23 protein-coding genes and 1 pseudogene are annotated in these 23735 nt (G+C 68.4%); 9 read left to right on the forward strand and 15 right to left on the reverse strand.

Annotation, left to right across the window (positions count from 1 at the left end; translation table 11 throughout):
- The first annotated feature begins 79 nt into the window (after nucleotides 1-79).
- Together ACTJKF_RS21010 and ACTJKF_RS21015 are read left to right on the forward strand one after the other, a co-directional pair.
- Nucleotides 80-1045 carry a PDR/VanB family oxidoreductase gene (locus tag ACTJKF_RS21010; protein WP_440625738.1) on the forward strand — a complete coding sequence of 322 codons (966 nt, stop codon included), beginning with the start codon at nucleotides 80-82 and terminating at the stop codon, nucleotides 1043-1045.
- Between the two features lie 162 nt (nucleotides 1046-1207).
- Complete coding sequence (locus tag ACTJKF_RS21015; protein WP_440625740.1) at nucleotides 1208-2278, forward strand: PAS domain-containing protein; 1071 nt, start codon at nucleotides 1208-1210, stop codon at nucleotides 2276-2278.
- 91 nt (nucleotides 2279-2369) lie between these two features.
- On the opposite strand, the gene ACTJKF_RS21020 is transcribed toward ACTJKF_RS21015, so the two are convergent.
- The 8 genes from ACTJKF_RS21020 to ACTJKF_RS21055 all read right to left on the reverse strand — a co-directional run bounded on the left by ACTJKF_RS21020 (nucleotide 2370) and on the right by ACTJKF_RS21055 (nucleotide 10319).
- On the reverse strand, nucleotides 2370-3449 hold the full coding sequence (locus ACTJKF_RS21020; RefSeq protein ID WP_440625742.1) for a tartrate dehydrogenase: 1080 nt from the start codon (nucleotides 3447-3449) through the stop codon (nucleotides 2370-2372).
- A gap of 374 nt (nucleotides 3450-3823) precedes the next feature.
- A complete protein-coding gene (locus ACTJKF_RS21025; RefSeq protein WP_440625744.1) occupies nucleotides 3824-5071 on the reverse strand; it encodes an MFS transporter in 1248 nt (415 codons plus the stop codon).
- Between the two features lie 251 nt (nucleotides 5072-5322).
- On the reverse strand, nucleotides 5323-5652 hold the full coding sequence (locus ACTJKF_RS21030) for an H-NS histone family protein (RefSeq protein ID WP_440625745.1): 330 nt from the start codon (nucleotides 5650-5652) through the stop codon (nucleotides 5323-5325).
- Between the two features lie 4 nt (nucleotides 5653-5656).
- Nucleotides 5657-6124: a hypothetical protein gene (locus ACTJKF_RS21035; protein ID WP_440625747.1), complete on the reverse strand. Its 468-nt coding sequence runs from the start codon at nucleotides 6122-6124 to the stop codon at nucleotides 5657-5659.
- 2 nt (nucleotides 6125-6126) lie between these two features.
- Nucleotides 6127-7071, reverse strand: coding sequence for a dTDP-4-dehydrorhamnose reductase family protein (locus ACTJKF_RS21040; protein ID WP_440625749.1), 945 nt, complete (start codon nucleotides 7069-7071; stop codon nucleotides 6127-6129).
- A 163-nt stretch (nucleotides 7072-7234) separates the two neighbouring features.
- Nucleotides 7235-7648 carry a DoxX family protein gene (locus tag ACTJKF_RS21045; RefSeq protein WP_440625751.1) on the reverse strand — a complete coding sequence of 138 codons (414 nt, stop codon included), beginning with the start codon at nucleotides 7646-7648 and terminating at the stop codon, nucleotides 7235-7237.
- 317 nt (nucleotides 7649-7965) lie between these two features.
- Nucleotides 7966-9045, reverse strand: coding sequence for a lysozyme inhibitor LprI family protein (locus ACTJKF_RS21050; protein ID WP_440625753.1), 1080 nt, complete (start codon nucleotides 9043-9045; stop codon nucleotides 7966-7968).
- 356 nt (nucleotides 9046-9401) lie between these two features.
- On the reverse strand, nucleotides 9402-10319 hold the full coding sequence (locus ACTJKF_RS21055) for a LysR substrate-binding domain-containing protein (RefSeq protein WP_440625755.1): 918 nt from the start codon (nucleotides 10317-10319) through the stop codon (nucleotides 9402-9404).
- A 127-nt stretch (nucleotides 10320-10446) separates the two neighbouring features.
- Between ACTJKF_RS21055 and ACTJKF_RS21060 the strand changes: the two genes are divergently transcribed.
- Both ACTJKF_RS21060 and wrbA read left to right on the forward strand, forming a co-directional pair.
- Nucleotides 10447-11172 (forward strand): pirin family protein, encoded by a 726-nt coding sequence (locus tag ACTJKF_RS21060; protein WP_440625757.1) that lies wholly within the window; start codon nucleotides 10447-10449, stop codon nucleotides 11170-11172.
- 61 nt (nucleotides 11173-11233) lie between these two features.
- Entirely contained in the window at nucleotides 11234-11836 is a 603-nt protein-coding gene (wrbA, locus tag ACTJKF_RS21065) for an NAD(P)H:quinone oxidoreductase (protein ID WP_440625759.1), read from the forward strand.
- A gap of 120 nt (nucleotides 11837-11956) precedes the next feature.
- Here the strand turns inward: wrbA and ACTJKF_RS21070 are convergent, their stop codons facing one another.
- The 3 genes from ACTJKF_RS21070 to ACTJKF_RS21080 all read right to left on the reverse strand — a co-directional run bounded on the left by ACTJKF_RS21070 (nucleotide 11957) and on the right by ACTJKF_RS21080 (nucleotide 13641).
- The gene (locus ACTJKF_RS21070) at nucleotides 11957-12274 is read right to left on the reverse strand and encodes a hypothetical protein (RefSeq protein ID WP_440625761.1); all 318 of its coding nucleotides are present in this window, start codon (nucleotides 12272-12274) and stop codon (nucleotides 11957-11959) included.
- A gap of 264 nt (nucleotides 12275-12538) precedes the next feature.
- Nucleotides 12539-13273, reverse strand: coding sequence for an LrgB family protein (locus ACTJKF_RS21075; protein ID WP_166721718.1), 735 nt, complete (start codon nucleotides 13271-13273; stop codon nucleotides 12539-12541).
- Nucleotides 13270-13641, reverse strand: a complete 372-nt coding sequence (locus ACTJKF_RS21080) for a CidA/LrgA family protein (RefSeq protein WP_440625763.1) — start codon at nucleotides 13639-13641, stop codon at nucleotides 13270-13272. The genes ACTJKF_RS21075 and ACTJKF_RS21080 overlap by 4 nt, the downstream gene beginning before the upstream one ends.
- Between ACTJKF_RS21080 and ACTJKF_RS21085 the strand changes: the two genes are divergently transcribed.
- Both ACTJKF_RS21085 and ACTJKF_RS21090 read left to right on the forward strand, forming a co-directional pair.
- Nucleotides 13640-14041 (forward strand): DUF4262 domain-containing protein, encoded by a 402-nt coding sequence (locus ACTJKF_RS21085; RefSeq protein ID WP_440625764.1) that lies wholly within the window; start codon nucleotides 13640-13642, stop codon nucleotides 14039-14041. The two genes, ACTJKF_RS21080 and ACTJKF_RS21085, sit on opposite strands and share 2 nt — an antisense overlap.
- A gap of 196 nt (nucleotides 14042-14237) precedes the next feature.
- Nucleotides 14238-15410 carry a porin gene (locus ACTJKF_RS21090; RefSeq protein ID WP_440625766.1) on the forward strand — a complete coding sequence of 391 codons (1173 nt, stop codon included), beginning with the start codon at nucleotides 14238-14240 and terminating at the stop codon, nucleotides 15408-15410.
- Nucleotides 15411-15492: 82 nt separating this feature from the next.
- Here ACTJKF_RS21090 and ACTJKF_RS21095 read toward each other — a convergent pair whose 3' ends face one another.
- The 4 genes and pseudogenes from ACTJKF_RS21095 to ACTJKF_RS21110 form a co-directional block, all read right to left on the reverse strand.
- Complete coding sequence (locus tag ACTJKF_RS21095) at nucleotides 15493-15969, reverse strand: hypothetical protein (protein WP_440625768.1); 477 nt, start codon at nucleotides 15967-15969, stop codon at nucleotides 15493-15495.
- 154 nt (nucleotides 15970-16123) lie between these two features.
- A complete protein-coding gene (locus ACTJKF_RS21100) occupies nucleotides 16124-16591 on the reverse strand; it encodes a sodium:proline symporter (protein WP_440625770.1) in 468 nt (155 codons plus the stop codon).
- Nucleotides 16592-16627: 36 nt separating this feature from the next.
- A complete protein-coding gene (locus ACTJKF_RS21105; protein ID WP_440625771.1) occupies nucleotides 16628-17287 on the reverse strand; it encodes a nitroreductase in 660 nt (219 codons plus the stop codon).
- Nucleotides 17288-17404: 117 nt separating this feature from the next.
- Nucleotides 17405-17634: pseudogene (locus ACTJKF_RS21110) on the reverse strand (LysR substrate-binding domain-containing protein); the annotation flags it as partial.
- A 250-nt stretch (nucleotides 17635-17884) separates the two neighbouring features.
- Here ACTJKF_RS21110 and ACTJKF_RS21115 point away from each other — a divergent pair.
- Genes ACTJKF_RS21115 through ACTJKF_RS21125 form a run of 3 tightly spaced genes read left to right on the forward strand, consistent with a single transcriptional unit; the run spans nucleotide 17885 to nucleotide 23652 of the window.
- Nucleotides 17885-19042 carry an efflux RND transporter periplasmic adaptor subunit gene (locus ACTJKF_RS21115; protein WP_440625773.1) on the forward strand — a complete coding sequence of 386 codons (1158 nt, stop codon included), beginning with the start codon at nucleotides 17885-17887 and terminating at the stop codon, nucleotides 19040-19042.
- Between the two features lie 19 nt (nucleotides 19043-19061).
- Nucleotides 19062-22205 (forward strand): multidrug efflux RND transporter permease subunit, encoded by a 3144-nt coding sequence (locus ACTJKF_RS21120; protein ID WP_440625775.1) that lies wholly within the window; start codon nucleotides 19062-19064, stop codon nucleotides 22203-22205.
- A 4-nt stretch (nucleotides 22206-22209) separates the two neighbouring features.
- The gene (locus tag ACTJKF_RS21125; RefSeq protein WP_440625777.1) at nucleotides 22210-23652 is read left to right on the forward strand and encodes an efflux transporter outer membrane subunit; all 1443 of its coding nucleotides are present in this window, start codon (nucleotides 22210-22212) and stop codon (nucleotides 23650-23652) included.
- Nucleotides 23653-23735 lie beyond the last annotated feature (83 nt).

Consider the following 23735-nt stretch of genomic DNA (forward strand, 5'->3'; position numbering starts at 1 on the left):
GCCAACGACCGAACGACCCCAGCGATACCCGCCGCGCCGCGCGCTTGTCGACCTGCGCGCCGCCGGCAAAGGAAGCCCCATGAACGCCCGTGAATCGATCACCGTCGACGTCGTCGCCGTCGACACCCTGACCCCGCTGATCAAGCGCTTCACGCTCGCGCTGCCCGACGGCGCGCCATTGCCGCCGTTCAGCGGCGGCGCGCACGTGCTCGTGTCGATGCAGCACGGCGAGCAGTGGCACCACAATGCGTATTCGCTGCTCGGCTCGCCGCGCGATACGCGCCAGTACCAGATCGCGGTGCGCCGCGAGGAAGCGTCGCGCGGCGGCTCGGCGTTCATGCACGACCACGTCGGCGTCGGCACGCGGCTCGCGATCGGCTCCCCCGCGAACCTGTTCGCGCTCGCGCACGGCGCGCGCCGCCACGTGTTCATCGCGGGCGGCATCGGCATCACGCCGTTCCTCGCGCAGCTCGCCGAGCATGCGCCTGGCGGCGACGTCGAGCTCGAACTGCATTACGCGTACCGCAGCCCCGAGCACGGCGCGTTCGTCGACGAGCTGCACGCCGGCCCGCATGCGGCCAATGTGCATACGTACGTCGACAGCCTCGGCCAGCGCCTCGACCTGCTGCGCCTGTTCAAGTCGCTGCCGGCCGACGCGCACGTCTACGTGTGCGGGCCGCAGGGCCTGAACGACGCCGTCTATGCGAACGCCGCGCTGCTCGGCTGGCCGAAGGCGCAGCTTCACGCCGAACAGTTCGCCGCGACCGACACCGCCGGCCAGGCCTTCACGGTCGTGCTCGCGCGCTCGGGGATCGAGCTCGAGGTGCCCGAGGACATGACGATCCTGCAGGCGATCGAGCGCGCCGGCGTGCAGATCGAATCGTTGTGTCGCGAAGGCGTGTGCGGCACCTGCGAGGTCGCGATTCTCGAAGGCGAGGCCGATCACCGCGACCAGTATCTCGACGACGACGAAAAGGCCGCGCAGAACACCATCCTGCTGTGCGTGTCCCGTGCGCGCACGCCGCGGCTCGTGATCGACCTGTAAATTTTCCTCGCGCCGTATCCGTTAAACTACGGCGGATACAGGGAACCCCCGGCGCGCCTCTGTCCCGACGCGGCGGCAGCGCCCGCGGCCCGCACCACGCGCGCCGTGGGCGCTGCCGCCCTTGTTCGTTTGGCCGCGCGCCGTCGTCAGAAAGAGGAATGGATGTCCGAGGATACGTTCGCGTTCCGTCTCAAGGTGCTGCTCGAGCACAAGAAGCTGAGCCTGCAACAGGTCGCCGACGTCGTCGGCATCTCGCGGCCGGCCGTGCACAAGTGGACGCGCGGCGGCGAGATCGACTATTCGAACCTGCGCAAGCTGGCCGCGTTCCTCGACGTCAACTGGGTGTGGCTGCGCTACGGCGACGACGCAGTCAAGGATCTCGGCCTCGGCGCGCAGACGGAACTGCCGATGACCGACCTGCGCCGCCGCTATACGGCCGAGATCGTGTCGAGCGAAGCGCGGATGAAGCATGCGCAGGAAGTGGCCGGCATCGTCACGTGGGAATGGAATCTCGTCTCCGACGAGCTGATCTATTCCGACAACTGCGTGAACCTGTACGGCCGCGAAATCCACAGCAACGAGGAATTCTGGGAAATCCTGCACCCCGACGAGCGCAGCTGGCTCAACAGCCGTGCGCTGCGCGAAGCGGTCGATGCGCGCGAGCCGTATGTGTGGGAATTCCGGATCGTGCTGCCCGACGGCCGGGTGCGCTGGATCGAGTCGCGCACCGCGACGCTCGTCGACGACGCGGGCCGGCCGACGCGGATGATCGGCACGACGATCGACATCAGCGCGCGCAAGGCGGTGGAACAGGAACTGCGCGCGCGCATCGCGCTGCTGGCCGACGCCGAGCGCCTGGCCGGACGCGGCGCGTGGCAGTGGCGGCATGAAGCGGATGAGGTGAGCGTGTCCGACGAATGGTGCCGGCTGTTCGGGATCGCGGTCGCCGATGCGCCGCGCCATCATGCGGACCTGCAGGCCCGCGTGCATCCGGACGACCGCGCGGCGCGCGACGCCACGCTGCAGGAAGCGATCGCGCGCCGCGGCGAATATCGCGCGCTGTACCGCGCGCTGCTGCCGGACGGGATGGTCCGGCTGCTGCTCGAACAAGGGCATGCGCGCGCCGACGAAGCAGGCGGCGGCGTGCGCGTCACGGCCGTGTGCCGCGCGGCGGAGCCGGCCGATGCGATGGCGTTCGCCGCGCAGCCGTCCGCCGCGGTCACGCCGCACTGACGACGCGCGGCGGTCCGGCTGCCTGGCTGCCCGACCGCGCGCCTCGTGCTGCTTGCGCGCGGCGGGCGGGCGCAGCGTCAACCCCGCGACATCAAAGCGCCGCGGCCACCGCCTGGCCGACCGCCGTCGTATCGGCCGTGCCGCCCATGTCCGGCGTGCGCGGCCCATTCACCAGCACCGTCTCGATCGCGCGCATGATCGCGTCGTGCGCGTCGTTGAAGCGCGCATCGCCGTCGCCGAGGAAATCCAGCATCATCGCGCCGGACCAGATCATCGCGATCGGGTTCGCGATGTTCTTGCCGAAGATGTCGGGCGCCGAGCCATGCACCGGTTCGAACAGCGACGGGAACGTGCGTTCCGGATTCAGGTTCGCCGACGCGGCCAGGCCGATCGTGCCCGTGCAGGCGGGGCCGAGATCCGACAGGATGTCGCCGAACAGGTTCGACGCGACGACCACGTCGAAGCGGTCCGGCTGCAGCACGAAACGCGCGGACAGGATGTCGATGTGCTGCTTGTCCCACGCGATATCGGGATAGCCGGCCGCAACCGCCGCGACGCGCTCGTCCCAGTACGGCATGCTGACCGCGATCCCGTTCGACTTGGTCGCCGCCGTCAGCTTCTTGCGCGGCCGCGTGTTCGCGAGCTCGAATGCGTACTTGAGGATGCGGTCGACGCCGTGGCGCGTGAACACCGATTCCTGCAGCACGAATTCGCGCTCGGTGCCTTCGAACATCTTGCCGCCGACCGACGTGTATTCGCCTTCGGTGTTCTCGCGCACCACGTAGAAATCGATGTCACCGGGCTTGCGGTTCGCGAGCGGGCACGGCACGCCCGGCAGCAGCCGCACCGGCCGCAGGTTCACGTACTGGTCGAATTCGCGGCGGAACTTCAGCAGCGAGCCCCACAGCGAGATGTGATCGGGCACCTTGTCGGGCCAGCCGACCGCGCCGAAGTAGATCGCGTCGTAGCCGCGCAGCGTGTCGAACCAGTCGTCCGGCATCATCTTGCCGTGCTGCAGGTAGTAGTCGCAGCTCGCCCATTCGAAGTGCGTGAACTCGAGGTTCAGGCCGAACTTCGCGCACGCGGCCTGCAGCACGCGCACGCCTTCCGGCATCACTTCCTGGCCGATGCCGTCGCCCGCGATCGCGGCGATCCTGAATGTCCTGCTCATGGTTGGTTCTCCGTTTCGTTGCATCCGTGGGTTCGATCGTCGCGCGGGGCCGGCCTGGGCAAGCCCGCACGCAACGCATGGACGACAGGATGCCGGAAAGCCGGCCGCGGATAATCCGCCCGATCATGGATGCGTTCCGCACGGATCGTGGACAATCGCGATACGCACGCCGCGCCTGCGCCGCGCGCCAGGCTCACGCATCCGGCAGCCGTTCGAACCGCAACCCCGCGTGCCGCACGCGACGCTCGACGAAGCGCGCCATCAGGCCGCGATGCTGATCGGGAATCTCGGGATTCGGGTCGCGTGACGACCGGACGCGCCTTTCCGCACGACGCGCGCCGACCTCCGCGACGCCGGCCGGGCACCGCGCCGCGTCATTCGAGTTCGACGCCCTTGAGCTCGGGGATCAGGAACAGCGTCGCGATCATGTCGAGCACATAGAGACCGGCGAGCAGCGCGATCGCCGTCTGGAACGAGTCGTGCGCGGCCACCGCGCCGACCACCACCGGCCCGAAGCCGCCGACCGCGCGGCCGATGTTCCACAGCACGTTCTGCGCGGTCGCGCGCGCGGCCGTCGGATAACCTTCGGACATCAGCGTCCCGTAGCCGCCCACCATCCCGTTGACGAACATCCCCATCAGCGCGCCGGCCCACAGCATCGCCATCGGGTCCGACAGGCGCGCATAGGCGGTGACCGTCGCGACCGCGCCGAGCTGGTACAGCAGGAACGTCGGCTTGCGGCCGATGCGATCGGCGAGCTGCCCGAACACCCACACGCCGATCATCATCCCGACGACGGTCGCCGCCGTCCACAGCCCCGACTTCGTCAGCGAAAAGCCCATCTGTTTCGACAGGAAGGTCGGCAGCCAGATCATGATCCCGTAGTAGCCGAAGTTCTGGACCGAGCACAGGATCACGATGCCGAGACTCGTGCGCGCGGTGCGGGCATCGGCAACGAGCATCCGGAACGCATTGGCCCGCGGCTGCGCCGCGCGCTGCACGAACACTTCCGGCTCGTGCAGCCGGTTGCGCAGCACCCACGCGAGCAGCGCGGGCAGCACGCCGACCAGGAACATCCCGCGCCAGCCGACATGGCGCAACAGGAGCGGCGTCAGCAGCGCGGCGAGCAGCACGCCGGCCTGCCAGCCGAGCGCGACGTAGCACGACACCCGCGCCCGCTTGCTCGCCGGCCATGCTTCGGCCGCGAGCGCCATGCCGATCCCGAACTCGCCACCGAGACCGATGCCCGCGATGGTCCGGTACACGAGCAGATCCCGGAAGCCCTGCGCGAACGCGCACAGGCCGGTGAAGACCGCGAACAGCATGATCGTCCAGGTCAGCACGCGCACGCGGCCGTAGCGGTCGCTCAGCGCACCGAACAGAATGCCGCCCGCGACGGCGCCGATCAGCGTCCATGTGACGAGCGCGCCGCCCTGCCCGGGCGTCAGCTGCAAGGCCGCGGTGATCGCCGGCAGCATGAAGCCGAGAATCAGCAGGTCGAAGCCGTCCATCGCATAGCCGATCGCCGAGCCGGCCAGCGCCTTCCACGCGTACGGCCCGACCTGCTCGATGCGCGGCGCCGCCGGATCGCCGAGTGCCGAAGATTTCAAGTGTGCTGCCATGGTGCCCTGCCGGAAATGTCCGGGCGACATTCTAAGGCCTGTTCCCTGTTCCCGCGCCCGACGGGCCGGCCAATGTGCGCAGGCGAAAAGCGCCGCGNCAGCGCGCGGTAATGGACTTGAAAGAATCTGAAGCCGGCGATCCCGCCATCAGGCGGGACACCGAAAGAACGGATTGAAGCGGACGTTGCGTGGCCGGCCTTGCCGCCGGCGCGGATCGAACGGCACCGGAGCGGTTCCGGCGCGGTGCGGCATCAGCCCTGATCGTCGCCGGGCCACCAGGTTTTGGCTTCGCGGTCGACGAGCAGCGTATCGAGATCCTTGCCTTCGAGCCATTTCGGTCGCGGGCCGCGGCCCGACCATGAGCGGCCGGTAGTCGGATCGTAATACTTGGCAGGCGCCTTGCGTTTGCGCTGGACGATATAGCCGAGGGCGCTCAGCACTTCCTGCTGCGTGATGCCCAGCAGTTCGACCTGCTCCTTGAATGCCGCGAGTGCGGCCTGCTTCTCCTTCTGCTTCGCTTCCGACAGCTTGATGTTCAGGTCCCGAAGTTGTACTTCGAGTTCCTGCAGGGCCTGGGTCATGTATTCATCCTCTTTTGGGCATGTTTTTATTCAAACAACCTCCGATGGCTGAACCTATCACGAAGTTCCGCCAATCTGTGTTGCGATCCGTGAATCGTTTTCCCGGACCAGCCCGGTTTTCGAATCCTGCCGAAGGCAGCACGATCGTCGAAAACCGGACGGCATCGGCACGCAACGCGTGGCGCGCCGCGCTCGAATGCGCGACGAGCCGTCGGCGGCGACCGCCTCGCCGCCGGGCGCCGCCCCCTGGTGCGGGCGCGGCATGGCGCGAATGATAGCAGTGCGCAACCGTGTCCGGCGGCTCGCGCATGTCGACGCCGGCGCGGATGCAGTGGCTCAGGATGGCCTTCAGGACATCGAACTCATCGCGCGCCGGATTCGGATGACGATTGACGACCACGCCGGCCAGTTGCTGTTGCGATGCCCGGACGATGACTGCCGCCGCGCGATGCGGCAACACGGCGGGCGCCACGTTTACGGCATCCGCGGCGCATCGCGCAACACGGCTTGCAGCCCCGTCGCGAACGGCGTCGCATGATCGATCCCGAGCGCGCGCACGCGCGCCGCATCCAGATGGCAGTCGTACGGACGCGGCGTCGCATCGGTCGGCGTGTCGATCCGCGCGAGCGCGGCATCGATGCCGAACGCGGCCGCGATTCGCTGCGCGATGTCGTACTTCGTCATCGGTTCCTCGCCTGACCAATGGCAGACACCCGTGACGGTCGAGCCGGCCAGATGACGCAGCGTCAGGTCGCGGATGACGTCCGCGACGTCGGGGGTGTAGGTCGGATAGCGGATCGCCCACGCGTCCATCCCGACCGCGTCGGCACCCGGCCGCGTCGACGCGACGACTGCCGGCACGAGGCTCGTGACGGCCGACTCGTGCCAGTCGACGATCGGGCCGTAGAGCAACGGCAGGCGCAGCACGCAGGCAAGCGGCGACGCGGCGAGCAATGCCGCCTCGCCTTCCAGCTTGGACCGGCCGTAGACGTTCAGCGGGTTCGGCGCGGCGTCCTCGCGGTACGGTGCGGCCTTGCCGTCGAACACGTAGTCGGTGGAGATGCCGAGCGTCCACGCGCCGTAACGCGCGGCGAGCGCGCCGATGCGGGCCGGTGCGTCAACGTTGATCGCGCGCGCGGCCGCGGGATCGCGTTCGCAGACATCCGGGCGGCGCTCGGCCGCGCACATGATCACGGCGGCCGGCCGGCGGGTGTCGAAGAGCCGTTCGAGCGCCGGCTGATCGAGCGCGTCGAGTCGCGCGACGTTTTCGGGCGACAACGCGAGTTGCCGTGCGCCGGCGGTGTCGGGGTTCCGGATGGTCGCGACCAGCGTCAGCGACGCTTCGCGGGACAGCGATGCGGCAACCGCACGGCCGAGCAGGCCGGACGCGCCGATAAGGAGGATGGTCGGGTGCGACACGGTAGCCAACGATGAAAGGGATGAGGGGCCCCAATCTAACCGAGAACCGGCAGCCGATGTCGATTTCGCGCGCACGTCGACGACGCGCACCCGATACGACAAGGCCCGGTGCGCCATCCAGCGCACCGGGCCCGTCGTGCAACACTCAGTGAGTCGTGCTCGCTTACTTCCGGTCGAACGAATACCGGCCCGGCCCGGTGACCGCGAGCAACAGCAGCCCGCCGATGATGCTGATGTTCTTGTAGAAGTTGATCATCGCGAGGTACTGGTCCATGCCCTGCAGCGCCCAGTAGCGATGGCCGATCAACGCCGTCGCCAACGTGTAGACCGCGAACACCAGCGCGAGCGGACGCGTATAGAACCCGACTGCGATCAGCGCGCCGCCAACCAGCTCGACCGCCACCGCGATCACCGCCGACAGCTCCGGCGCCGGTGCGCCCGTCGACGCCATGTACGCGACCGTGCCCGAGAAACCGCCCAGCTTCTGCCAGCCGAACAGCACGAACAGGGCCATCATCAGCACCCGAGCGGCCAGCAGCAGCTCGTCCTTCTTCGACTCAAACGAAACGTAACGCATGGCAAACCCCTTTTTAACGATTTGATGCGTTCGGTGCCGACGTCCGCCGCAACGCGAACTCACGAATCGACAACGAACACTCCTCGCACGTTCGAACCGCAGGCCGGTCGGCCCGCTGCCGAAGAATCCGTCCAGTCGCACCTGCGTGGCACGCTGCGGAACGGTTCTGGCGAAGCACGTGTGCAGTCTACTGTCTCACCGTAAATCATCAATCCGTCAAAACAAGATTCGCTGTCTCGAAATAGTGGACAATTGTCACGTAACAAACGCGTCCCGGCAGCGGGCACGCCGGGGCGGCGGCGCGCCGGTTCGCTCGGTCACATCAGGTCAACCGGATAGGTCTTGTCGAGATTGTCGTGCCATGCGCGAATGGTCTTCGGCAGGGTCTTTTTCCACGCCGGCACGTTCGAGTAATAGCGCATCCGCACCTTGTCATGCGCATCGAACACGAGCAGCCCGATCCACAGATCGGTACCCCGGCGCATCACGATCGCGGCGTTCGTCGTCGCGATGCCGCGCACCCAGTACGACGTCACGCCGGCGTTCAGGCCGTCGAGATCCTTCTCGTCCGCGCGGGTGTTGATCGTGTCGACGAGCGTCTGATAGTCGGCGCCGAGCAGCGTGTGCGCGATCGCGTTCTGTCGCGCGTCGGTCAGCACCTTCAGCGTCACGAGGTCCGCCGCCGGACTCGCCTGCGCGCTCGATGCCGTCACGTAGGCGCCCGAATACGTCACGCCCGCACCGGCGCCGCAATCGGCATCGCTGCCCTGCTGCGCAACCTGCACACGTCCGGCCCTGCGGCTGAAGTCGAGCCGGCACTGGTCCTGGCGAAACGTGCCGCGGTCGCCGTGCAGTTCGATATCGCCGTCGAGCCCGCCGGTATTCGCGCCGTTGTTGCCGCTCAATTCGAAATGAAGACGCGGTGCCGTGCCGGTGAAGGTCAGCACGCCGCCGAACGACGGGTTGTCGCTGTCGCGATACCACGTCTGCTGCCAGCGGTCGGCGGCCAGCGGCGCGCCGTTCAGGCTCGCGAGCCGCTCGCGATAGCGATCGCCGACGCACGGGGCATCGTTGCCGCAGCGGTCGCGCTGCTTGAGCCACTTCAGTTGCGCGGCCTTCAGCGCGGCCGTATCGCCACCCTTCGCCAACGCCTTCTGCCACGCCGCCGCCAACTGGCCGTCGAGCGTCGACAGTCCGGTGTCCGCGCAGATCGTCTTTTCGGTCGGCGATGCGGCCTTCGCGCAGTCGAAGCCGGCCGCGTGCGCGGCCATCGGCAACGCCGCCAGCAATGCGGCCGCCGCGAGGATTTGCGGCTTCGAGCGCCGTGCACCGCGTGCGGGCGTCGCGGCCTGCCGTCGCTCGCCGGCGCGAACATTCGGTCGGTTCTGGATTGTCATGGCCTGGATGTCGCTGGGCGCGGGCCCGCGGAAACGCCGTGCCCGCAACGTTCGAGGGAGAAATGCCCGGTGCGGCATGCACGCATGCCGCACCCGCCGAAGCGTAACCCGAAGCGACCGCGCCATCCACACCGATCACGCGCACGATGCGTTCGCGTCGCCCGGCCACACGGCTTCTGCACCGTAACGGCGACGCTCGCGAACGCCGGCGGCGCGCGCGGGCGTCAGCCGTCGAGCCGCACCCGTTCGTCACGCGTGCTCCGGCCGCCGGACCATGCCACGCGTGCGCCGCGTGACTCAACCCTCTCCGCAAGACTTGTGGCGATGACGCCGCCATTCACCGCACACCCGCTTGGCTATCGCCGTCGAGCCGCGCCGCCCTTCGACGCCGGCACGGCGCCGCCCAGCCGCTCCGCCAGAAACCCGATGAACGTGCGCAGCGTGACGAACCCTTCCCGATGTTGCGGAAACACCGCGTTCAGCGCGAGCGGCGACGGCGCATACGCGTCGAGCACCGGCACGAGCGCGCCGCTTTCGAGCGCCGCGCCGACGATGAAATACGGCAGCAGCGCGATGCCGAGCCCGGCGATCGCCGCGTCGCGCACGACTTCGCCGTTGTTCGCGACGAGCGGGCCCTGCACGTCGACCATGCGCGGCGTGCCGTCGATCCGGAATTCCCAGCCGAGCCGCCGCTCGCGCCCGTACATCAGGCAGGTATGCCCGGCCAGATCGGCCGGGGTCTCGGGCCGGCCCTGCCGCTTCAGGTACGCAGGGCTCGCGCACGCGACCATCCGCCACGCGCCGAGCGGGCGCGCGATCAGCGTCGAATCCTCGAGCGCGCCGATCCGCAGCACCAGATCGAAGCCCTCGCCGATCAGGTCGACGCGCCGGTCGGTCAGGTCGAGGTTCAGCCGCACGGCCGGATGCGCGGCCAGGAATTCGGCGATCAGCGGCGACACGTGCGTGATCCCGAACGACAGCGGCGCGCTGATCTTCAGCGAGCCGTGCAGCTCGGTGCTGCGCACCGACATCGCCTGTTCGGCGTCGGCCACCTCCGCCAGGATCCGCTGCGCGCGCGCATAGAACTCCAGCCCCGACTCCGTGACCGCGAGATTGCGCGTGTTCCGGTGCAGGAGGCGCACGCCCAGCGACGCCTCGAGCGCCATCGTGCGCCGGCTCACGAACTGCTTGGACAGCATCAGCTGGTCGGCCGCGGCCGTGAAGCTGCCCGCATCGACGGTCGCGACGAAGATCCTCAGGTCGTTGAGTTCCATATTGTCCACCTTGGAGTGACAGTCATTATCTATACAGCCATTTATTTGTCAAATAGATTGACCTAAGATTCCTCTCAACGAACGGCCGGGCCCACTTTCGAGGTCCGGCGACATCAAGGACAACATCATGATCGAGACTCGTGCAGCAAACCAACGTGGCCGTGCCGAGCATGGCTGGCTCAGCTCCCGTCATACGTTTTCTTTCGCGAACTACTATGACCCGAAGCAAGTCGGCTTCTCCGACCTGCTGGTGATCAACGACGACCGCGTCGCGCCGGGCGGTGGCTTCGGCACGCACCCGCACCGCGACATGGAAATCCTGTCGTACGTGCTCGAAGGTGCGCTGGAGCACAAGGATTCGATGGGCACCGGTTCGGTGATCGTGCCGGGCGACGTCCAGCTGATGAGCGCGGGCACCGGCGTGCGTCACAGCGAGTTCAACCACTCGCAACAGGCGCCCGTCCACTTCCTGCAGATCTGGGTCGGGCCGGCCGAGAAGGGTGCGCCGCCGCGCTATCAGCAGACCAATATCACGGCAGCCGACAAGCGCGGCAAGTTCGCGCCGATCGTGTCGCCCGACGGTAACGGCGGTTCGCTGACGATCCGGCAGGACACGCGCATCTACGCAGGCCTGTTCGACGGCGACGAGCGCGCCACGCTCGAACTGGCCGCGAACCGCTTCGCCTACGTGCATGTCGCACGCGGCAGCGTGACGGTCAACGGCGTGGCGTTCGGCGAAGGCGACGGCGCGCGCATCCGCGGCGAGCAGGCGCTGACCTTCGCAGATGGCAAGGATGCCGAAGTGTTGGTATTCGACCTGCGTCCGGTCGAAGTGACTGCCGAGTGGGCATAACGTCCGTTCGGAAAATCCGGCCCCGCTGAATGCGGGGCCTTCTTAATCGGAGATTCGCAACATGGCCAAGGTACTCGTCCTTTACTACTCGTCCTACGGGCACGTCGAAACGATGGCGCAGCACGTCGCCGAAGGCGCGCAATCGGTGCCCGGCGTCGAGGTCACGCTCAAGCGCGTGCCGGAAACCATCCCCGTCGACCAGGCCAAGGCCGTCGGCGTCAAGGTCGACCAGGCCGCGCCCGTCGCCACCGTGGACGAACTCGCGGGCTACGACGCGATCATCTTCGGCACGCCGACCCGCTTCGGCAACATGGCCGGCCAGATGCGCACGTTCCTCGACCAGACCGGCGGCCTGTGGATGAAGGGCGCGCTCGTCGGCAAGATCGGCAGCGTGTTCGCGTCGACCGGCACGCAACACGGCGGCCAGGAAACGACCATCACGTCGTTCCACACCACGCTGCTGCACCACGGGATGGTGATCGTCGGCGTGCCCTATGCATGCAGCGGGCTCGTCAACATGAATGAAATCACGGGCGGCACGCCGTACGGCGCGACCACCCTCGCGGGCGCGGACGGCAGCCGTCAGCCGAGCGCGAACGAACTCGACATCGCACGCTACCAGGGCAAGCACGTCGCGGAGCTGGCCGCGAAGCTCGCGTCGTAACGCGGGTGCCGCGCGTCCCGTGAAGCCGGGGCCGCGGCGCGTGCCGCCTGCGCGGGACGCATCAAGACAAACGGCGCCGGGTCGACCCGGCGCCGTTTGTCATGGCGCGAACGCCGGCCGTTACTGGCCCGATGCCGGTGCGGCGGGCGCGGGCGCCGGTGCCGCCTTCGTCGCGGGCGGCTTCTGCGCCGCGTTCTGCGGATAGTTGCTCTGGTCGTTGGTCAGCCGGTAGCCGGTGCCCGTGCCGATCGCCTTCAGGTCCTTCGCGTGGCGCGCACGGGCGGCCTTGCGGGCGGCCTTCTTCTGCGCCTTGTCGAGCTGCTTCTGCGTCGGTGCGGACGCCGGATCCTGCGCGTATGCCGCCGGCGCGGCGGTCAACAGCAGACCGAACGACGCCGTTACTGCCACTGCCACCGAAACCACGCGAGACTTCGTCATGGCCGGATCTCCTTGTCGATTGTTGGTTGTGGGTCGAACGCCGGCGCGCACGCGACGGACGTCGGCGTGCGAAGACGGCGCCGATGCAACGTTAGCCCATCGCTGCACAAATGTCCGTGCCGGTTCCTGAATTCTCCCGATAACGGCAGCGATACGTACACGGCCGGCGCCCGGCCGGACAGCGCGCGCCACGCGGCCATCAGGGAAACCGATAGCATCGCGCGCCGCCCGCGCCCGCGCCCGGTTCGCGGTGCGCGGCGCCATTCAGATCCAGCGCGACAGCACCGGCAGCAGGATCGGCACGACGAATGCGGTCAGCACGCCGTTCAGCCCCATCCCGAGGCCCGCGAACGCACCGGCCTCCTCGCTGACCTGGAACGCGCGCGCGGTGCCGATCCCGTGCGACGCGACACCGAGCGCGAAGCCGCGCACGGCCGGCTCCTCGATCCGCAGCGCGTTCAGGATTCCGCGCGCGCACACGGCACCGAAAATCCCGGTCGAGATCACCAGCACCGCCGTCAGCGACGGAATCCCGCCGATCGCCTGCGCGACGGCCATCGCGATCGGCGTGGTCGCGGATTTCGGCGCGAGCGACGCGATCGTCTGGTGCGACGCGCCGAACAGCGCGGCGATGCCGACCGCCGACACGATCGCGGTCAGCGACCCGGCCAGCAGCCCGACGAGCAGCGGCACCGCGGTGCGCCGCAGCTTCGACCACTGGCGATACAGCGGCAGCGCCAGCGCGACGGTCGCCGGGCCGAGCAGGAAGTGGACGAACTGCGCGCCCTCGAAATACGTCGGATACGGCGTATGCGTGATCGTCAGCAGGACGACGATCAGCGCGACCGCGATCAGCACCGGGTTCGCGAGCGGGTTGAAGCGCGCCCGCGCGTAGACGGCCTGCGCGATCAGGTACGCGATCAGCGTGATCGTCAGGCCGAGCAGCGGGGTCGCGGCGAGATAGACCCAGATCGCGCCGAGTTTCGGGAAGGCCGTCATTGCGTGCCCTCCGCCGCGCCGTCCGCGCGCCGCTGGCGCCGCAGCAACGCGCGCGTGACGAGCGCCGTCACCGCGATCGCGAGCGTCGTGCTCACCGCCAGCGCGACGACGACCGCGAGCGCATCGCCGCGCACGCGGTCGGCCGACACCATGATGCCGACGCCGGCCGGCACGAACAGCAGCGACAGATGGCGCAGCAGTTCGAGCGCGGTCGGCTCGATCGCGTCGGCCACCTGCGGACGCAGCATCACGAAGCCGAACAGCAGCAGCATGCCGATCACCGGGCCCGGCACCGGCAGGCCGAACAGATAGGACACCCCTTCGCCGAGACACTGGAAGGTCAGCAAGACCGCGAACGCCTGCAACATGAACCGCTTCTCCCGAAGATGGCCGCGCCGGCGGCCAGACGCCGGCGTGGACGATACGACGATACGCGCGATCGTACCAACAACGGGTGCGAGGCGGGCGCCGCAGGCAATCGCGGGATCGAAATTCGGCCGTTTCAATCCGGTCGCCGCTGTCGCATTTCATCACGAATTGCGCCGAGAAACCCCGCCAGTTCCGGATGCGGCAGGCGTGGCACTGGCGAAAGCTCACGACGAAGTTCATCTCGGCTGGAACCGCCGGTTCTACGGCAACGACGACTCCCCGTGCGTCCCGCTGCCGTGGCCCGGCCGGGACGGGATTTTTCCGTGGCCGCCGGAAGCGGACGATGCGTTGAACGCTGCGCAGCCGCGGCTGCACCTGTCGGGCGACGATCGCCACTGACCTGTGGGCGCCGGATCGCGCGACGCGCGTGCCACGATGCGCGGGTTAGCCGCGCGCCGGCCGTCAATCCGTTGCGCGCGCATCCATCGCCGCGCCGCCTCATAACGATTCGACAATTTATTGGTTCCCTCGACGATGCGCCATCCGTATCGTTCACCGACTCGTCAGACCTATCGACCAACGGGGAAATCCAACAATGCAACGAATCCGGTCATTCGCACTGCTCGCCGTTCCGGCCTCGCTCTATGCCGCCGGCGCGCACGCGCAAAGCAGCGTCACGCTGTACGGCATCGCCGATGCGGGCATCGCGTACGTGCACAACGTGCAGAACGCCAACGGCAGCAACGCGTCGAACCTCGTCAAGTTCAGCAGCGGCAACCTGTCGGGCAGCCGCTGGGGGCTGCGCGGCATCGAGGATCTCGGCAGCGGGCTGTCCGCGCTGTTCCAGCTCGAGAACGGCTTCAACCTCGGCACCGGCGCGCTCGGCCAGGGCCAGCGCGAATTCGGCCGCAAGGCCGTCGTCGGCCTCGCGAGCAGCACCTACGGCACCGTGACGCTCGGCCGCCAGTACGATCCGGTCGTCGATCTCGTGCAGGGCCTCACCGAGGACAACTACTTCGGCGGCGTGTTCGCGACGCCGGGCGACCTCGACAACTACGACAACAGCCTGCGCGTCAGCAATTCGGTGAAATACACGAGCCCGCTGATCTCCGGCTTCCAGTTCGCCGCGCTGTACGGCTTCGGCGGCGTCGCCGGCGCGACCGGCAGCGGCCGCACCTACAGCGTCGGCCTGAGCTACGCGAACGGCCCGCTGTCGCTCGGCGCCGGGTACTTCTTCGCGAACGGCGGCTCGACGGTCGCAAGCGGCGTGCGCGCGTGGTCGAGCAGCTCGGACACGCTGTTCAACACCGTGATCAACCAGGGCTTCTCGAGCGCGAAGTCGATCCAGATCGTGCGCGTGGCCGGCCAGTACGTGGCCGGGCCGGCGACCTTCGGCCTCGCGTATTCGAACACGCAGTACGGCGCGGACACGCTGTCGGCCTTCACGCAGAACGCGAAGTTCAACAACGGCTCGGCGTTCTTCAACTGGCAGTTCACGCCGGCGCTGCGCGCGGGCGTCGGCTACAACTACACGTCGCTGACGGGCCCGGCCTCCGCGCACTACAACCAGGTGAACCTCGGCGCCGACTACGCGCTGTCGAAACGCACCGACCTGTATGCGCTGTTCGGCTACCAGAAGGCGAGCGGCAATACGCTGAACGCGAGCGGCGCGATCGTGAAGGCCGCGGCGTCGGTCGGCTCGTATGGCGCGAACTCGGGCACCGATACGCAGGAACTCGCGATCGTCGGGATTCGCCACAAGTTCTGACGGCGTTCGTCACATCGCGATGCCCCGGCGGACGCGCACTGCGGTGTGCGTCCGCCGCGCCGTGTGCACCGTATGCGCCGGCTTAATGCCGTCGCATGCCGCCGCCGACGCCGTGCTCCCCGCCGACGAAGGTCGGGCCATGGTGAAAGCCCCCGCCCATCGGCACGCCGATGCCGCCATGCACGACGCCGTTGAAGTGACCGAAGTGACCGAAGTGGTCGAAGTGATGGTGATGATGGAAACGGTCGATGAAGACGAAACTCGCGCCCGTGCCGACGAACACCGCCGGCCCCCAATACCACGGGTCGTCGTACGGATACCCGGTGTCCGGATACCACACGATGCTGCCGTCCGGGCTTTGCTCCATCTGCCAGGAGCCGTCGCTCCGACGGCACGCGCGTCCGACGATCTGTTGTTCCGTGCCGTCGATTTCCGCCTGCGCGACGACCGCCCGGCAACGCGCGCCTTCGTCCATCGAGTCGTCATACGTTTGCGCCAGGACGGACACTGCCCACCCGAGACAGACGGCGCCGACGCCGAACCGAAACAAGTTGCCCATGATCGGCTCCTGCAAGTTTGCCCCCGATCATTCGACCCTTCGCGCCGCTGGGGGCGCCCGCTTCGTATAGGGTCACCCGACCATTAAACGATAGTGCACGCCGGGTTATTCCAGGGGTCGGGATGCGCATGGGCGACGCGGAAACCGCCGGCGCTCAGGCACGCGGCGCGCGCCGGACGAGACCGTAGACGCCCGCCGCGCTCACGCCGAAGACCAGATGGGCCACCAGCGTGATCGCGCCGCGCACCGGCACGAACCACGGAAAGATCGCGGTGAACGCGTGCAGGTTGACGCCGTAGAGAAAGAGTCCGAACGCGCCGCCCGCGAGCAGCGCGGCAGCGCGGGACAGGTTGCGGATCAGCTTCGCCAGCACGGCCGCATAGACGAGCGACAGCGCCGCATGCACCAGCGTCGCCACCCCCATGATCGCCGGATCGAAACCTGCGGACGAGTCGAGCACGGATCGCCCCATCACGATGGCGGCCGTCAGGCGCGCGTCGCGCAGCAGGTTGTGAATCGCGTCTTCACCGGCGAGCGGCCAGAGCATCAGCTCGATGACGGTCGAGCCGACCGCCGCGCCGAACGCCGCCCAGAGAATCGCGACCGGACCGTTGTGCTTCAAGTGCCAACCTCCGCGATGGCAGCGTGCCGTGCGGACTTACAACGGACGTTCGCAGTCCGTCCAGTACGCGAACGGATCGCGATGCCTCGGGTAGTGCTCGTCGAGCCATTTCAGCAACGTCGCACGCGCGTTGTCCATGTCGGCCTTCAACGACGACGTCGTCAGCTCGTGCACTTCGACGGACTTCTCCCGGTCCATCACGTAGCAGTTCCAGTCGGGACCGTCGAGATCCGGATCGTCGGACGTCTTCGACGACTTGCGCCAGCCGAACCCCTTGCGCGCATCGATGTAATAGCGCGGATGCACTTTCAGATACGACATCTCGCCGCCCTGCAGGCTGCTTTCCGCGCGCAGCACGTCGCGCTCGTCGACGATCTGCGTGACTTCCGGCAACCGGCGCGAGCGCCAGCCGGGCGGCAGCGTCGCCGTCGCCCGCACGGCGTCGTACGGGCCCCACGTGAGGCCCCAGGCTTCGGCCATGCGCTTCATGAACGCATCCGCGCCCGGATAGCCGCGCAACTGGATTCGCGTCGACAGCGTGACTTCGACCCGGCCGTCGGCGCCGGCGGGGTCGCCTGCCGCTTCGAACGGATTGCCCGGACGCGACGCGCGCTGCTGCGCGTCCGCGGGCGCCATGCCCGAAAACAGCTGGTCGAGCGCCGCACGCGCTTTCGACGACTTGTCTGGTCTATTCATTCCTTCATTCCCTTTGCATTCGAACGGCTGCAAACCGTCGATTTTCGCTTATCTGCCGGATCTCGTGATTTTCCGCGGACGCATTGTCGACGATCCGCCATCCCAGGTCGAGCACGCGCGGCGCTCGAGCGGACGCCCGTTGCCGCGCCCGTACCGGATCGACGGATCCGCTTCGCGGCCGGTGACATTCACGTTGCGAAGCGCGATGCCGAGCTCGATGCGCAACGCGGGCGTTTCGTGTTCCAGCCAGCCCTGCCGCGCGAACAGCCGCAGCTGCGCGAATGCGCCGGCACCCCGCTCATCCCGACGCGGTGCGGCGTGCGCCACGGGTTGGCCGAAACATCGATGTTAACATCTCGCGACGCCGCACCCTCTCCACGTGAACATCCGTTCGTCGTCATCGTCGCGGCGGCGCGGCCGGCACCCATTCGCCAACGCGGCCGGATTTGACCGTTAGTTGCATGAATCGGATGACGCGCCGTTCCTTTCACCGCTCCATCGAACCTCCATCTTTCCGCACAAATAACTCCATCGGACGCCCCCAGACTGCGCACCGAACATGCGGGCCATCGAGTGCCTGCGTCCCAAGGAGTCAACATGAAGAATCAGAAACGATGCGGCTACGGCGCCGTCGCAGCGCTGGCGGCGGCCGTGCTGGCGGGTTGCGGGCCCGCCGAACAGCAGGCCGCCGCACCGGCCACGCCGGTGGCGGCGATGACCGTGGCCGGATCGCGCCTCGACCTGACCGAAGACCTGCCGGGCCGCGTCGCGGCCGTCCGGATCGCCGAGATCCGGCCGCAGGTCAGCGGCATCGTGCAACGGCGGCTGTTCGAGCAAGGCACGGAGGTCCGCGCGGGCCAGCCGCTGTTCCAGATCAATCCGGCGCCGTTCAAGGCCGACATGGACACGTCCGCCGCGTCGCTGCAGCGCGCGCAGGCCGCGCTCGAGCGCGCGAAGGTGCAGACCGCGCGTCTCAAGCCGCTGGTCGAGGCCGACGCGATCAGCCGGCAGGTCTACGACGACTCGGTGTCGCAACGCGACCAGGCCGCCGCCGACGTCGCGCAGGCCCGCGCGACGCTTGCCCGCCGCCAGCTCGACCTGAAGTTCGCGACCGTCGAGGCGCCGATCACCGGCCGCATCGATCAGGCGCTCGTGACCGAGGGCGCGCTGGTGGCGAGCGGCGACAGCCAGCCGATGGCGCGCATCCAGCAGATCGACCAGGTCTACGTGGACGTGCGCCAGCCGGCCGCGTCGCTCGACTCGCTGCGCGGCGCACTTGCCGCACGGCCCGACACCGCGGGTAACGGGCTGCCGGTCGACGTGCTGCGCGACGACGATTCGCGCTACGACGTGCGCGGCCGCATGCTGTTCTCGGGCGTCAACGTCGATCCGGGCACCGGCGACGTGCTGGTGCGCGTGCTGGTCGACAACCCGAAGCGCGAGCTGCTGCCGGGCATGTACGTGCGCGCCCGCATCCCGCGCGCGCACTACGACAACGCGCTCACGGTGCCGCAACAGGCGATCGTGCGCGCGGGCGGCAAGCCGCAGGTCTGGGTGCTCGACGCGAACAGCCATGCGCACCTGAAGGCCGTCGAGGTGGGCGAGCTGACGAACCGCCACTACCGCATCAAGTCGGGCCTGCAGGCCGGCCAGAAGATCGTCGTCGAAGGGATGGAGCGCCTGAGCGACGGCGCGGCCGTCACGGCGACTGCATGGAAGGCGCCCGACGCGGTCACGACCGCTTCGTCGCGCTGAGTCACGGGAGCCTCCAGCCATGTCCCAATTCTTCATCCGGCGCCCGGTCTTCGCGTGGGTGATCGCCCTCTTCATCATCCTGCTGGGCCTGATCGCCATCCCAGAACTGCCGGTCGCGCGCTATCCGTCGGTCGCGCCGCCCACCGTCACCATCACCGCGACCTACCCCGGCGCCACGCCGCAGACGATGAGCGACAGCGTGCTGAGCCTCATCGAGCGTGAGCTGTCGGGCGTACGGAACCTGCTGTATTTCGAATCGTCGGCGGATACCTCCGGCCAGGCACAGATCACCGCCACCTTCAAGCCCGGTACCGATTCGGCGATGGCGCAGGTCGAAGTGCAGAACAAGCTCAAGTCGGTCGAACCGCGCCTGCCGCCCGTCGTACGGCAAAACGGCGTGATCGTGCAGTCGGCCGCAACGGGCTTCCTGCTGTTCGTCGGCCTCAAGTCCGACAGCGGCCGCTACGACGAAAACGCACTCGCCGACTACATGGCGCGCAACGTCGTCGAGGACCTGCGACGCGTCGAAGGCGTCGGCAAGGTGCAGCTGTTCGGCTCCGAACAGGCGATGCGCATCTGGGTCGATCCGCGGAAACTGATCACCTACGGCCTGTCGATGAACGACCTGACGACGGCCGTCAGCCAGCAGAACGTGCAGATCGCGCCGGGCAGTCTCGGCGCGGCGCCCGCGCTGCCGGGCCAGCGCGTGACGGTGCCGCTCACCGCGCAAGGCCAGCTCACGACGCCGGAGCAGTTCGCGAAGATCGTGCTGCGCGCGAATGCGAACGGCTCGAAGGTCGTGCTCGGCGATGTCGCGCGGGTCGCACTGGGCCCGCAGGCGTTCACCTTCGTCAACAGCGAGAACGGCAAGCCCGCCACCTTCGCCGGCGTGCAGCTGGCGCCGGGCGCCAACGCGGTGAAGACCGCGGAGGCCGTGCGCGCGCAACTGGACATGATCGCCAGGACCATGCCGGCCGGCATGACCTACTCGATCCCGTTCGATACCGCGCCGCTCGTGAAGATCTCGATCGAGAAGGTGATTCACACGCTGCTCGAAGCGATGGTGCTCGTGTTCCTCGTGATGTACCTGTTCCTGCAGAACGTGCGCTACACGCTGATCCCCGCGATCGTCGCGCCGGTCGCGATGCTCGGGACCTTCACGGTCATGCTGATGACGGGCTTCTCGATCAACGTGCTGACGATGTTCGGCATGGTGCTCGCGATCGGCATCATCGTCGACGATGCGATCGTCGTCGTCGAGAACGTCGAACGCCTGATGGTGGAAGAAGGCCTGTCGCCGAAGGACGCGACGATCAAGGCAATGAAGGAAATCACCGGCGCGATCGTCGGCATCACGCTGGTGCTGACCGCCGTGTTCCTCCCGATGGCGATGTCGAGCGGCTCGGTCGGCGTGATCTATCAGCAGTTCACATTGTCGATGGCCGTGTCGATCATGTTCTCGGCCCTGCTCGCGCTGACGCTGACGCCGGCCCTGTGCGCGACGATGCTCAAGCCGGTCGAGCACGGGCACCACGAGAAGCGCGGCTTCTTCGGCTGGTTCAATCGCCGCTTCGATCGCCTGACGGCATGGTACGAGACCCGCGTCGGCCGGCTGGTCGGCCGCACCGGCCGCGTGATGCTGGTGTTCGTCGCGATTTCGGCCGCACTGGTATTCGGCTTCCGCGTGCTGCCGTCGTCGTTCCTGCCCGAGGAGGACCAGGGTTACTTCATGACCGGCTTCCTGCTGCCGGCGGATGCCACCGTCGAGCGCACCGGCGACGTGGTCAGGGCCCTCGAGAAGCAGCTCGCGTCGCGTCCGGCGATCGAGTCGAGCATCTCCATCATCGGCTACGGCTTCTCCGGCCTCGGCTCCAACGCGGCACTGAACTACGCGGTGCTCAAGGACTGGGACAAGCGCGGAGGGTCGTCCACGCTGGAAGAAGCGACGCGCGCGCAGGCAGCGATGGGCGGTGTGACCGAAGGCACGGTCATGAGCCTGTTGCCGCCGGCGATCGACGGGCTGGGCACCAGTTCCGGCTTCACGATGCGCCTGCAGGATCGCGCGAACCAGGGCGACGCAGCGCTGCAGGCGGCGGAGGCGAAACTGCTCGAACTGGCCGCGCACAGCAAGGTGGTGACCGGTGTCTATCCGGACAGCCTGCCGGCCGGCACGAGCGTGAAGCTGGACATCGACCGCGAGAAGGCCGAAGCGCTCGGCGTGTCGTTCACGACCATCAGCGACACGCTGTCGGCCGCGATGGGTTCGACCTACGTGAACGACTTCCCGAACGCGGGCCGCATGCAGCAGGTGATCATCCAGGCCGACGCGCCGGCACGCATGCAGATCGACAACGTGATGAAGCTCTACGTGCGCAACGCGGCCGGCGGCATGGTGCCGTTGTCCGAAGTGGTGCGGCCGGTCTGGTCGGAAACGCCGCTGCAGATGGTGCGCTTCCAGGGCTATCCGTCCGCGCGTATCTCCGGCGGTTCGGCACCCGGCTACTCCAGCGGCGCGGCGATGGCCGAGATGGAGCGCCTCGCCGCGCAGCTGCCGCCAGGCTTCACGGTGGCGTGGACCGGCCAGTCGCTGCAGGAGCGTGAGTCGGCGTCGCAGGCGCCGATGCTGATGGCGCTGTCGATGGTCGTCGTGTTCCTGGTGCTGGCGGCGCTCTACGAGAGCTGGTCGATTCCGCTGTCGGTGATGCTGGTGGTGCCGCTCGGCCTGGTCGGCGCGCTCGGCGCGGTGATCTTGCGCGGCTTGCCGAACGACGTGTTCTTCAAGGTCGGGATGATCACCGTGATCGGCCTGTCGGCGAAGAACGCGATCCTGATCGTGGAATTCGCGAAGCAGCTGCGCGAGGAAGGCAAGGGGCTGATCGAGGCCGCCGTGCAAGCGGCGAAGCTGCGCCTGCGGCCGATCCTGATGACGTCGCTCGCGTTCGGGCTCGGCGTGGTGCCGCTCGTGATCGCGACCGGCGCCAGCGCCGAAACCCAGCACGCGATCGGCACCGGCGTGTTCGGTGGCATGGTGACCGCCACCGTGCTGGCCATTTTCTTCGTCCCGGTGTTCTTCGTGTTCGTGATGAGCATCCAGGAACGCCTTGCGGCATGGCGCGCATCCGGCACGAAGCCCGCCCCGCTGACCCACGAACAAGAAGGTTGATGCCATGCGATTGCCGATTCTTTCCGTGGCGGTTTCCGCCGCCCTCGCGCTGTCGGCCTGTTCGATGGCGCCGACGCTGGTCCGGCCCGCCATGCCGGTGCCGACCGCCTACACGACCGCGGCCGCGGCCGACCTGCGCGCGAACGCGGCGGATCTCGGCTGGCGCACGATGTTCGGCGACCGCCGGCTGCAGCGCCTGATCGAGCTCGCGCTCGACAACAACCGCGACCTGCGCGTGGCCGCGCTGAACGTCCAGGCCGCCGAAGCGCAGTACGGCATCCAGCGTTCCGCGCGCCTGCCGTCGATCGGCGCCGGCGCGAGCTTCACGCGCCAGCGCACGCCGGCCAACGCCGACATGAACCCGCCGGTGCCCGAGTCGATGCAGACGCAGTACGGCGTCAACGTCGGCATCAGCGCGTTCGAGATCGACCTGTTCGGCCGCGTGAAGTCGCTGTCCGATGCGGCGTTCGCCCGCTATCTCGCGACCGATCACGGCCGCCGCGCGGTGCAGATCTCGCTCGTCGGCGCGGTCGCCAACGCGTACTTCGCCGAGCGGCTCGCGCAGGAACAGCGCGCGCTGTCGGCACGCACGCTGAACGACTGGCAGCAGTCGCTGGATCTCGCGCGCCGGCTCAAGCTCGCGGACCAGGCAAGCGGCGTGGACATCGCGCAGGCCGAAGGCCAGGTCGCGAGCGCCACCGCCGATCTGGAGGCGCGCTCGCGCGCCGTCGAGCAGGCGCGCAACGCGTTGCGGCGGCTGGTCGGCACCGAACTGCCGAAGGATCTGCCCGAGCCGCTGTCGCTGGAGCGCCAGCCGGTGCTGACGCAACTGCCGGCCGGCCTGCCGTCCGAATTGCTGTACCGCCGGCCGGACATCCAGCAGGCCGAGCAGAATCTCGCCGCCGCCAACGCCGACATCGGCGCGGCGCGCGCGGCGTTCTTCCCGCGCCTGTCGCTGACCTCGACGATCGGCTTCCTCAGCCCGGGGCTCGGCAACCTGTTCGCCGGCGATCATCGGACCTGGGCCTTCGCGCCGCAAGTCACCGTGCCGATCTTCGAGGGCGGGCGGCTGCGCGCCGAGTTGCGCGTGGCCGAGGTGCGCAAGTCGAGTGCCGTCGCCGAGTACGAGCGCGCGATCCAGGCCGCGTTCCGCGAAGTGGCCGACGGTCTCGCCGGGCGCGAAACCTTCAGCCGCCAGCTCGACGCGCAGGCGCAGGTCGTCAGGAGCGCGGAGCGCCGCACCGACCTGGTGAACCTGCGCTATCGCGCCGGCATCGAGGATCGGCTGGAACTGCTCGACTCGCAGCGCCAGCTGTATGCGTCGCGCCAGGCGTTGCTGGATCTGCGCAACGCCGAACTGGGCAACGCGGTCGCGCTCTACAAGGCGCTCGGCGGCGGGCTGGTCGACACCGACGTGGCACCCACCGACGGCGTGGCGAACCGCTGAGCCGTGCGCCGTCGCGGGGATCCGCTCGCGACGCTCGAACGGCGCGGCGCATGCCGGCGGCGCACGTGCCGCGCCGCCGGCCC

The organism is Burkholderia sp. 22313 (assembly GCF_052045245.1).
Lineage (GTDB): Bacteria > Pseudomonadota > Gammaproteobacteria > Burkholderiales > Burkholderiaceae > Burkholderia.

What these genes read in the sequence shown, in the direction of transcription:
- ACTJKF_RS21010 (WP_440625738.1), top strand. Translation starts at nt 80, where the DNA reads ATGAACGCCCGTGAATCGATCACCGTCGACGTCGTCGCCGTCGACACC.
- ACTJKF_RS21015 (WP_440625740.1), top strand. Translation starts at nt 1,208, where the DNA reads ATGTCCGAGGATACGTTCGCGTTCCGTCTCAAGGTGCTGCTCGAGCAC.
- ACTJKF_RS21020 (WP_440625742.1), bottom strand. Translation starts at nt 3,449, where the DNA reads ATGAGCAGGACATTCAGGATCGCCGCGATCGCGGGCGACGGCATCGGC.
- ACTJKF_RS21025 (WP_440625744.1), bottom strand. Translation starts at nt 5,071, where the DNA reads ATGGCAGCACACTTGAAATCTTCGGCACTCGGCGATCCGGCGGCGCCG.
- ACTJKF_RS21030 (WP_440625745.1), bottom strand. Translation starts at nt 5,652, where the DNA reads ATGACCCAGGCCCTGCAGGAACTCGAAGTACAACTTCGGGACCTGAAC.
- ACTJKF_RS21045 (WP_440625751.1), bottom strand. Translation starts at nt 7,648, where the DNA reads ATGCGTTACGTTTCGTTTGAGTCGAAGAAGGACGAGCTGCTGCTGGCC.
- ACTJKF_RS21050 (WP_440625753.1), bottom strand. Translation starts at nt 9,045, where the DNA reads ATGACAATCCAGAACCGACCGAATGTTCGCGCCGGCGAGCGACGGCAG.
- ACTJKF_RS21055 (WP_440625755.1), bottom strand. Translation starts at nt 10,319, where the DNA reads ATGGAACTCAACGACCTGAGGATCTTCGTCGCGACCGTCGATGCGGGC.
- ACTJKF_RS21060 (WP_440625757.1), top strand. Translation starts at nt 10,447, where the DNA reads ATGATCGAGACTCGTGCAGCAAACCAACGTGGCCGTGCCGAGCATGGC.
- wrbA (WP_440625759.1), top strand. Translation starts at nt 11,234, where the DNA reads ATGGCCAAGGTACTCGTCCTTTACTACTCGTCCTACGGGCACGTCGAA.
- ACTJKF_RS21070 (WP_440625761.1), bottom strand. Translation starts at nt 12,274, where the DNA reads ATGACGAAGTCTCGCGTGGTTTCGGTGGCAGTGGCAGTAACGGCGTCG.
- ACTJKF_RS21075 (WP_166721718.1), bottom strand. Translation starts at nt 13,273, where the DNA reads ATGACGGCCTTCCCGAAACTCGGCGCGATCTGGGTCTATCTCGCCGCG.
- ACTJKF_RS21085 (WP_440625764.1), top strand. Translation starts at nt 13,640, where the DNA reads ATGAACCGCTTCTCCCGAAGATGGCCGCGCCGGCGGCCAGACGCCGGC.
- ACTJKF_RS21080 (WP_440625763.1), bottom strand. Translation starts at nt 13,641, where the DNA reads ATGTTGCAGGCGTTCGCGGTCTTGCTGACCTTCCAGTGTCTCGGCGAA.
- ACTJKF_RS21090 (WP_440625766.1), top strand. Translation starts at nt 14,238, where the DNA reads ATGCAACGAATCCGGTCATTCGCACTGCTCGCCGTTCCGGCCTCGCTC.
- ACTJKF_RS21095 (WP_440625768.1), bottom strand. Translation starts at nt 15,969, where the DNA reads ATGGGCAACTTGTTTCGGTTCGGCGTCGGCGCCGTCTGTCTCGGGTGG.
- ACTJKF_RS21105 (WP_440625771.1), bottom strand. Translation starts at nt 17,287, where the DNA reads ATGAATAGACCAGACAAGTCGTCGAAAGCGCGTGCGGCGCTCGACCAG.
- ACTJKF_RS21115 (WP_440625773.1), top strand. Translation starts at nt 17,885, where the DNA reads ATGAAGAATCAGAAACGATGCGGCTACGGCGCCGTCGCAGCGCTGGCG.
- ACTJKF_RS21120 (WP_440625775.1), top strand. Translation starts at nt 19,062, where the DNA reads ATGTCCCAATTCTTCATCCGGCGCCCGGTCTTCGCGTGGGTGATCGCC.
- ACTJKF_RS21125 (WP_440625777.1), top strand. Translation starts at nt 22,210, where the DNA reads ATGCGATTGCCGATTCTTTCCGTGGCGGTTTCCGCCGCCCTCGCGCTG.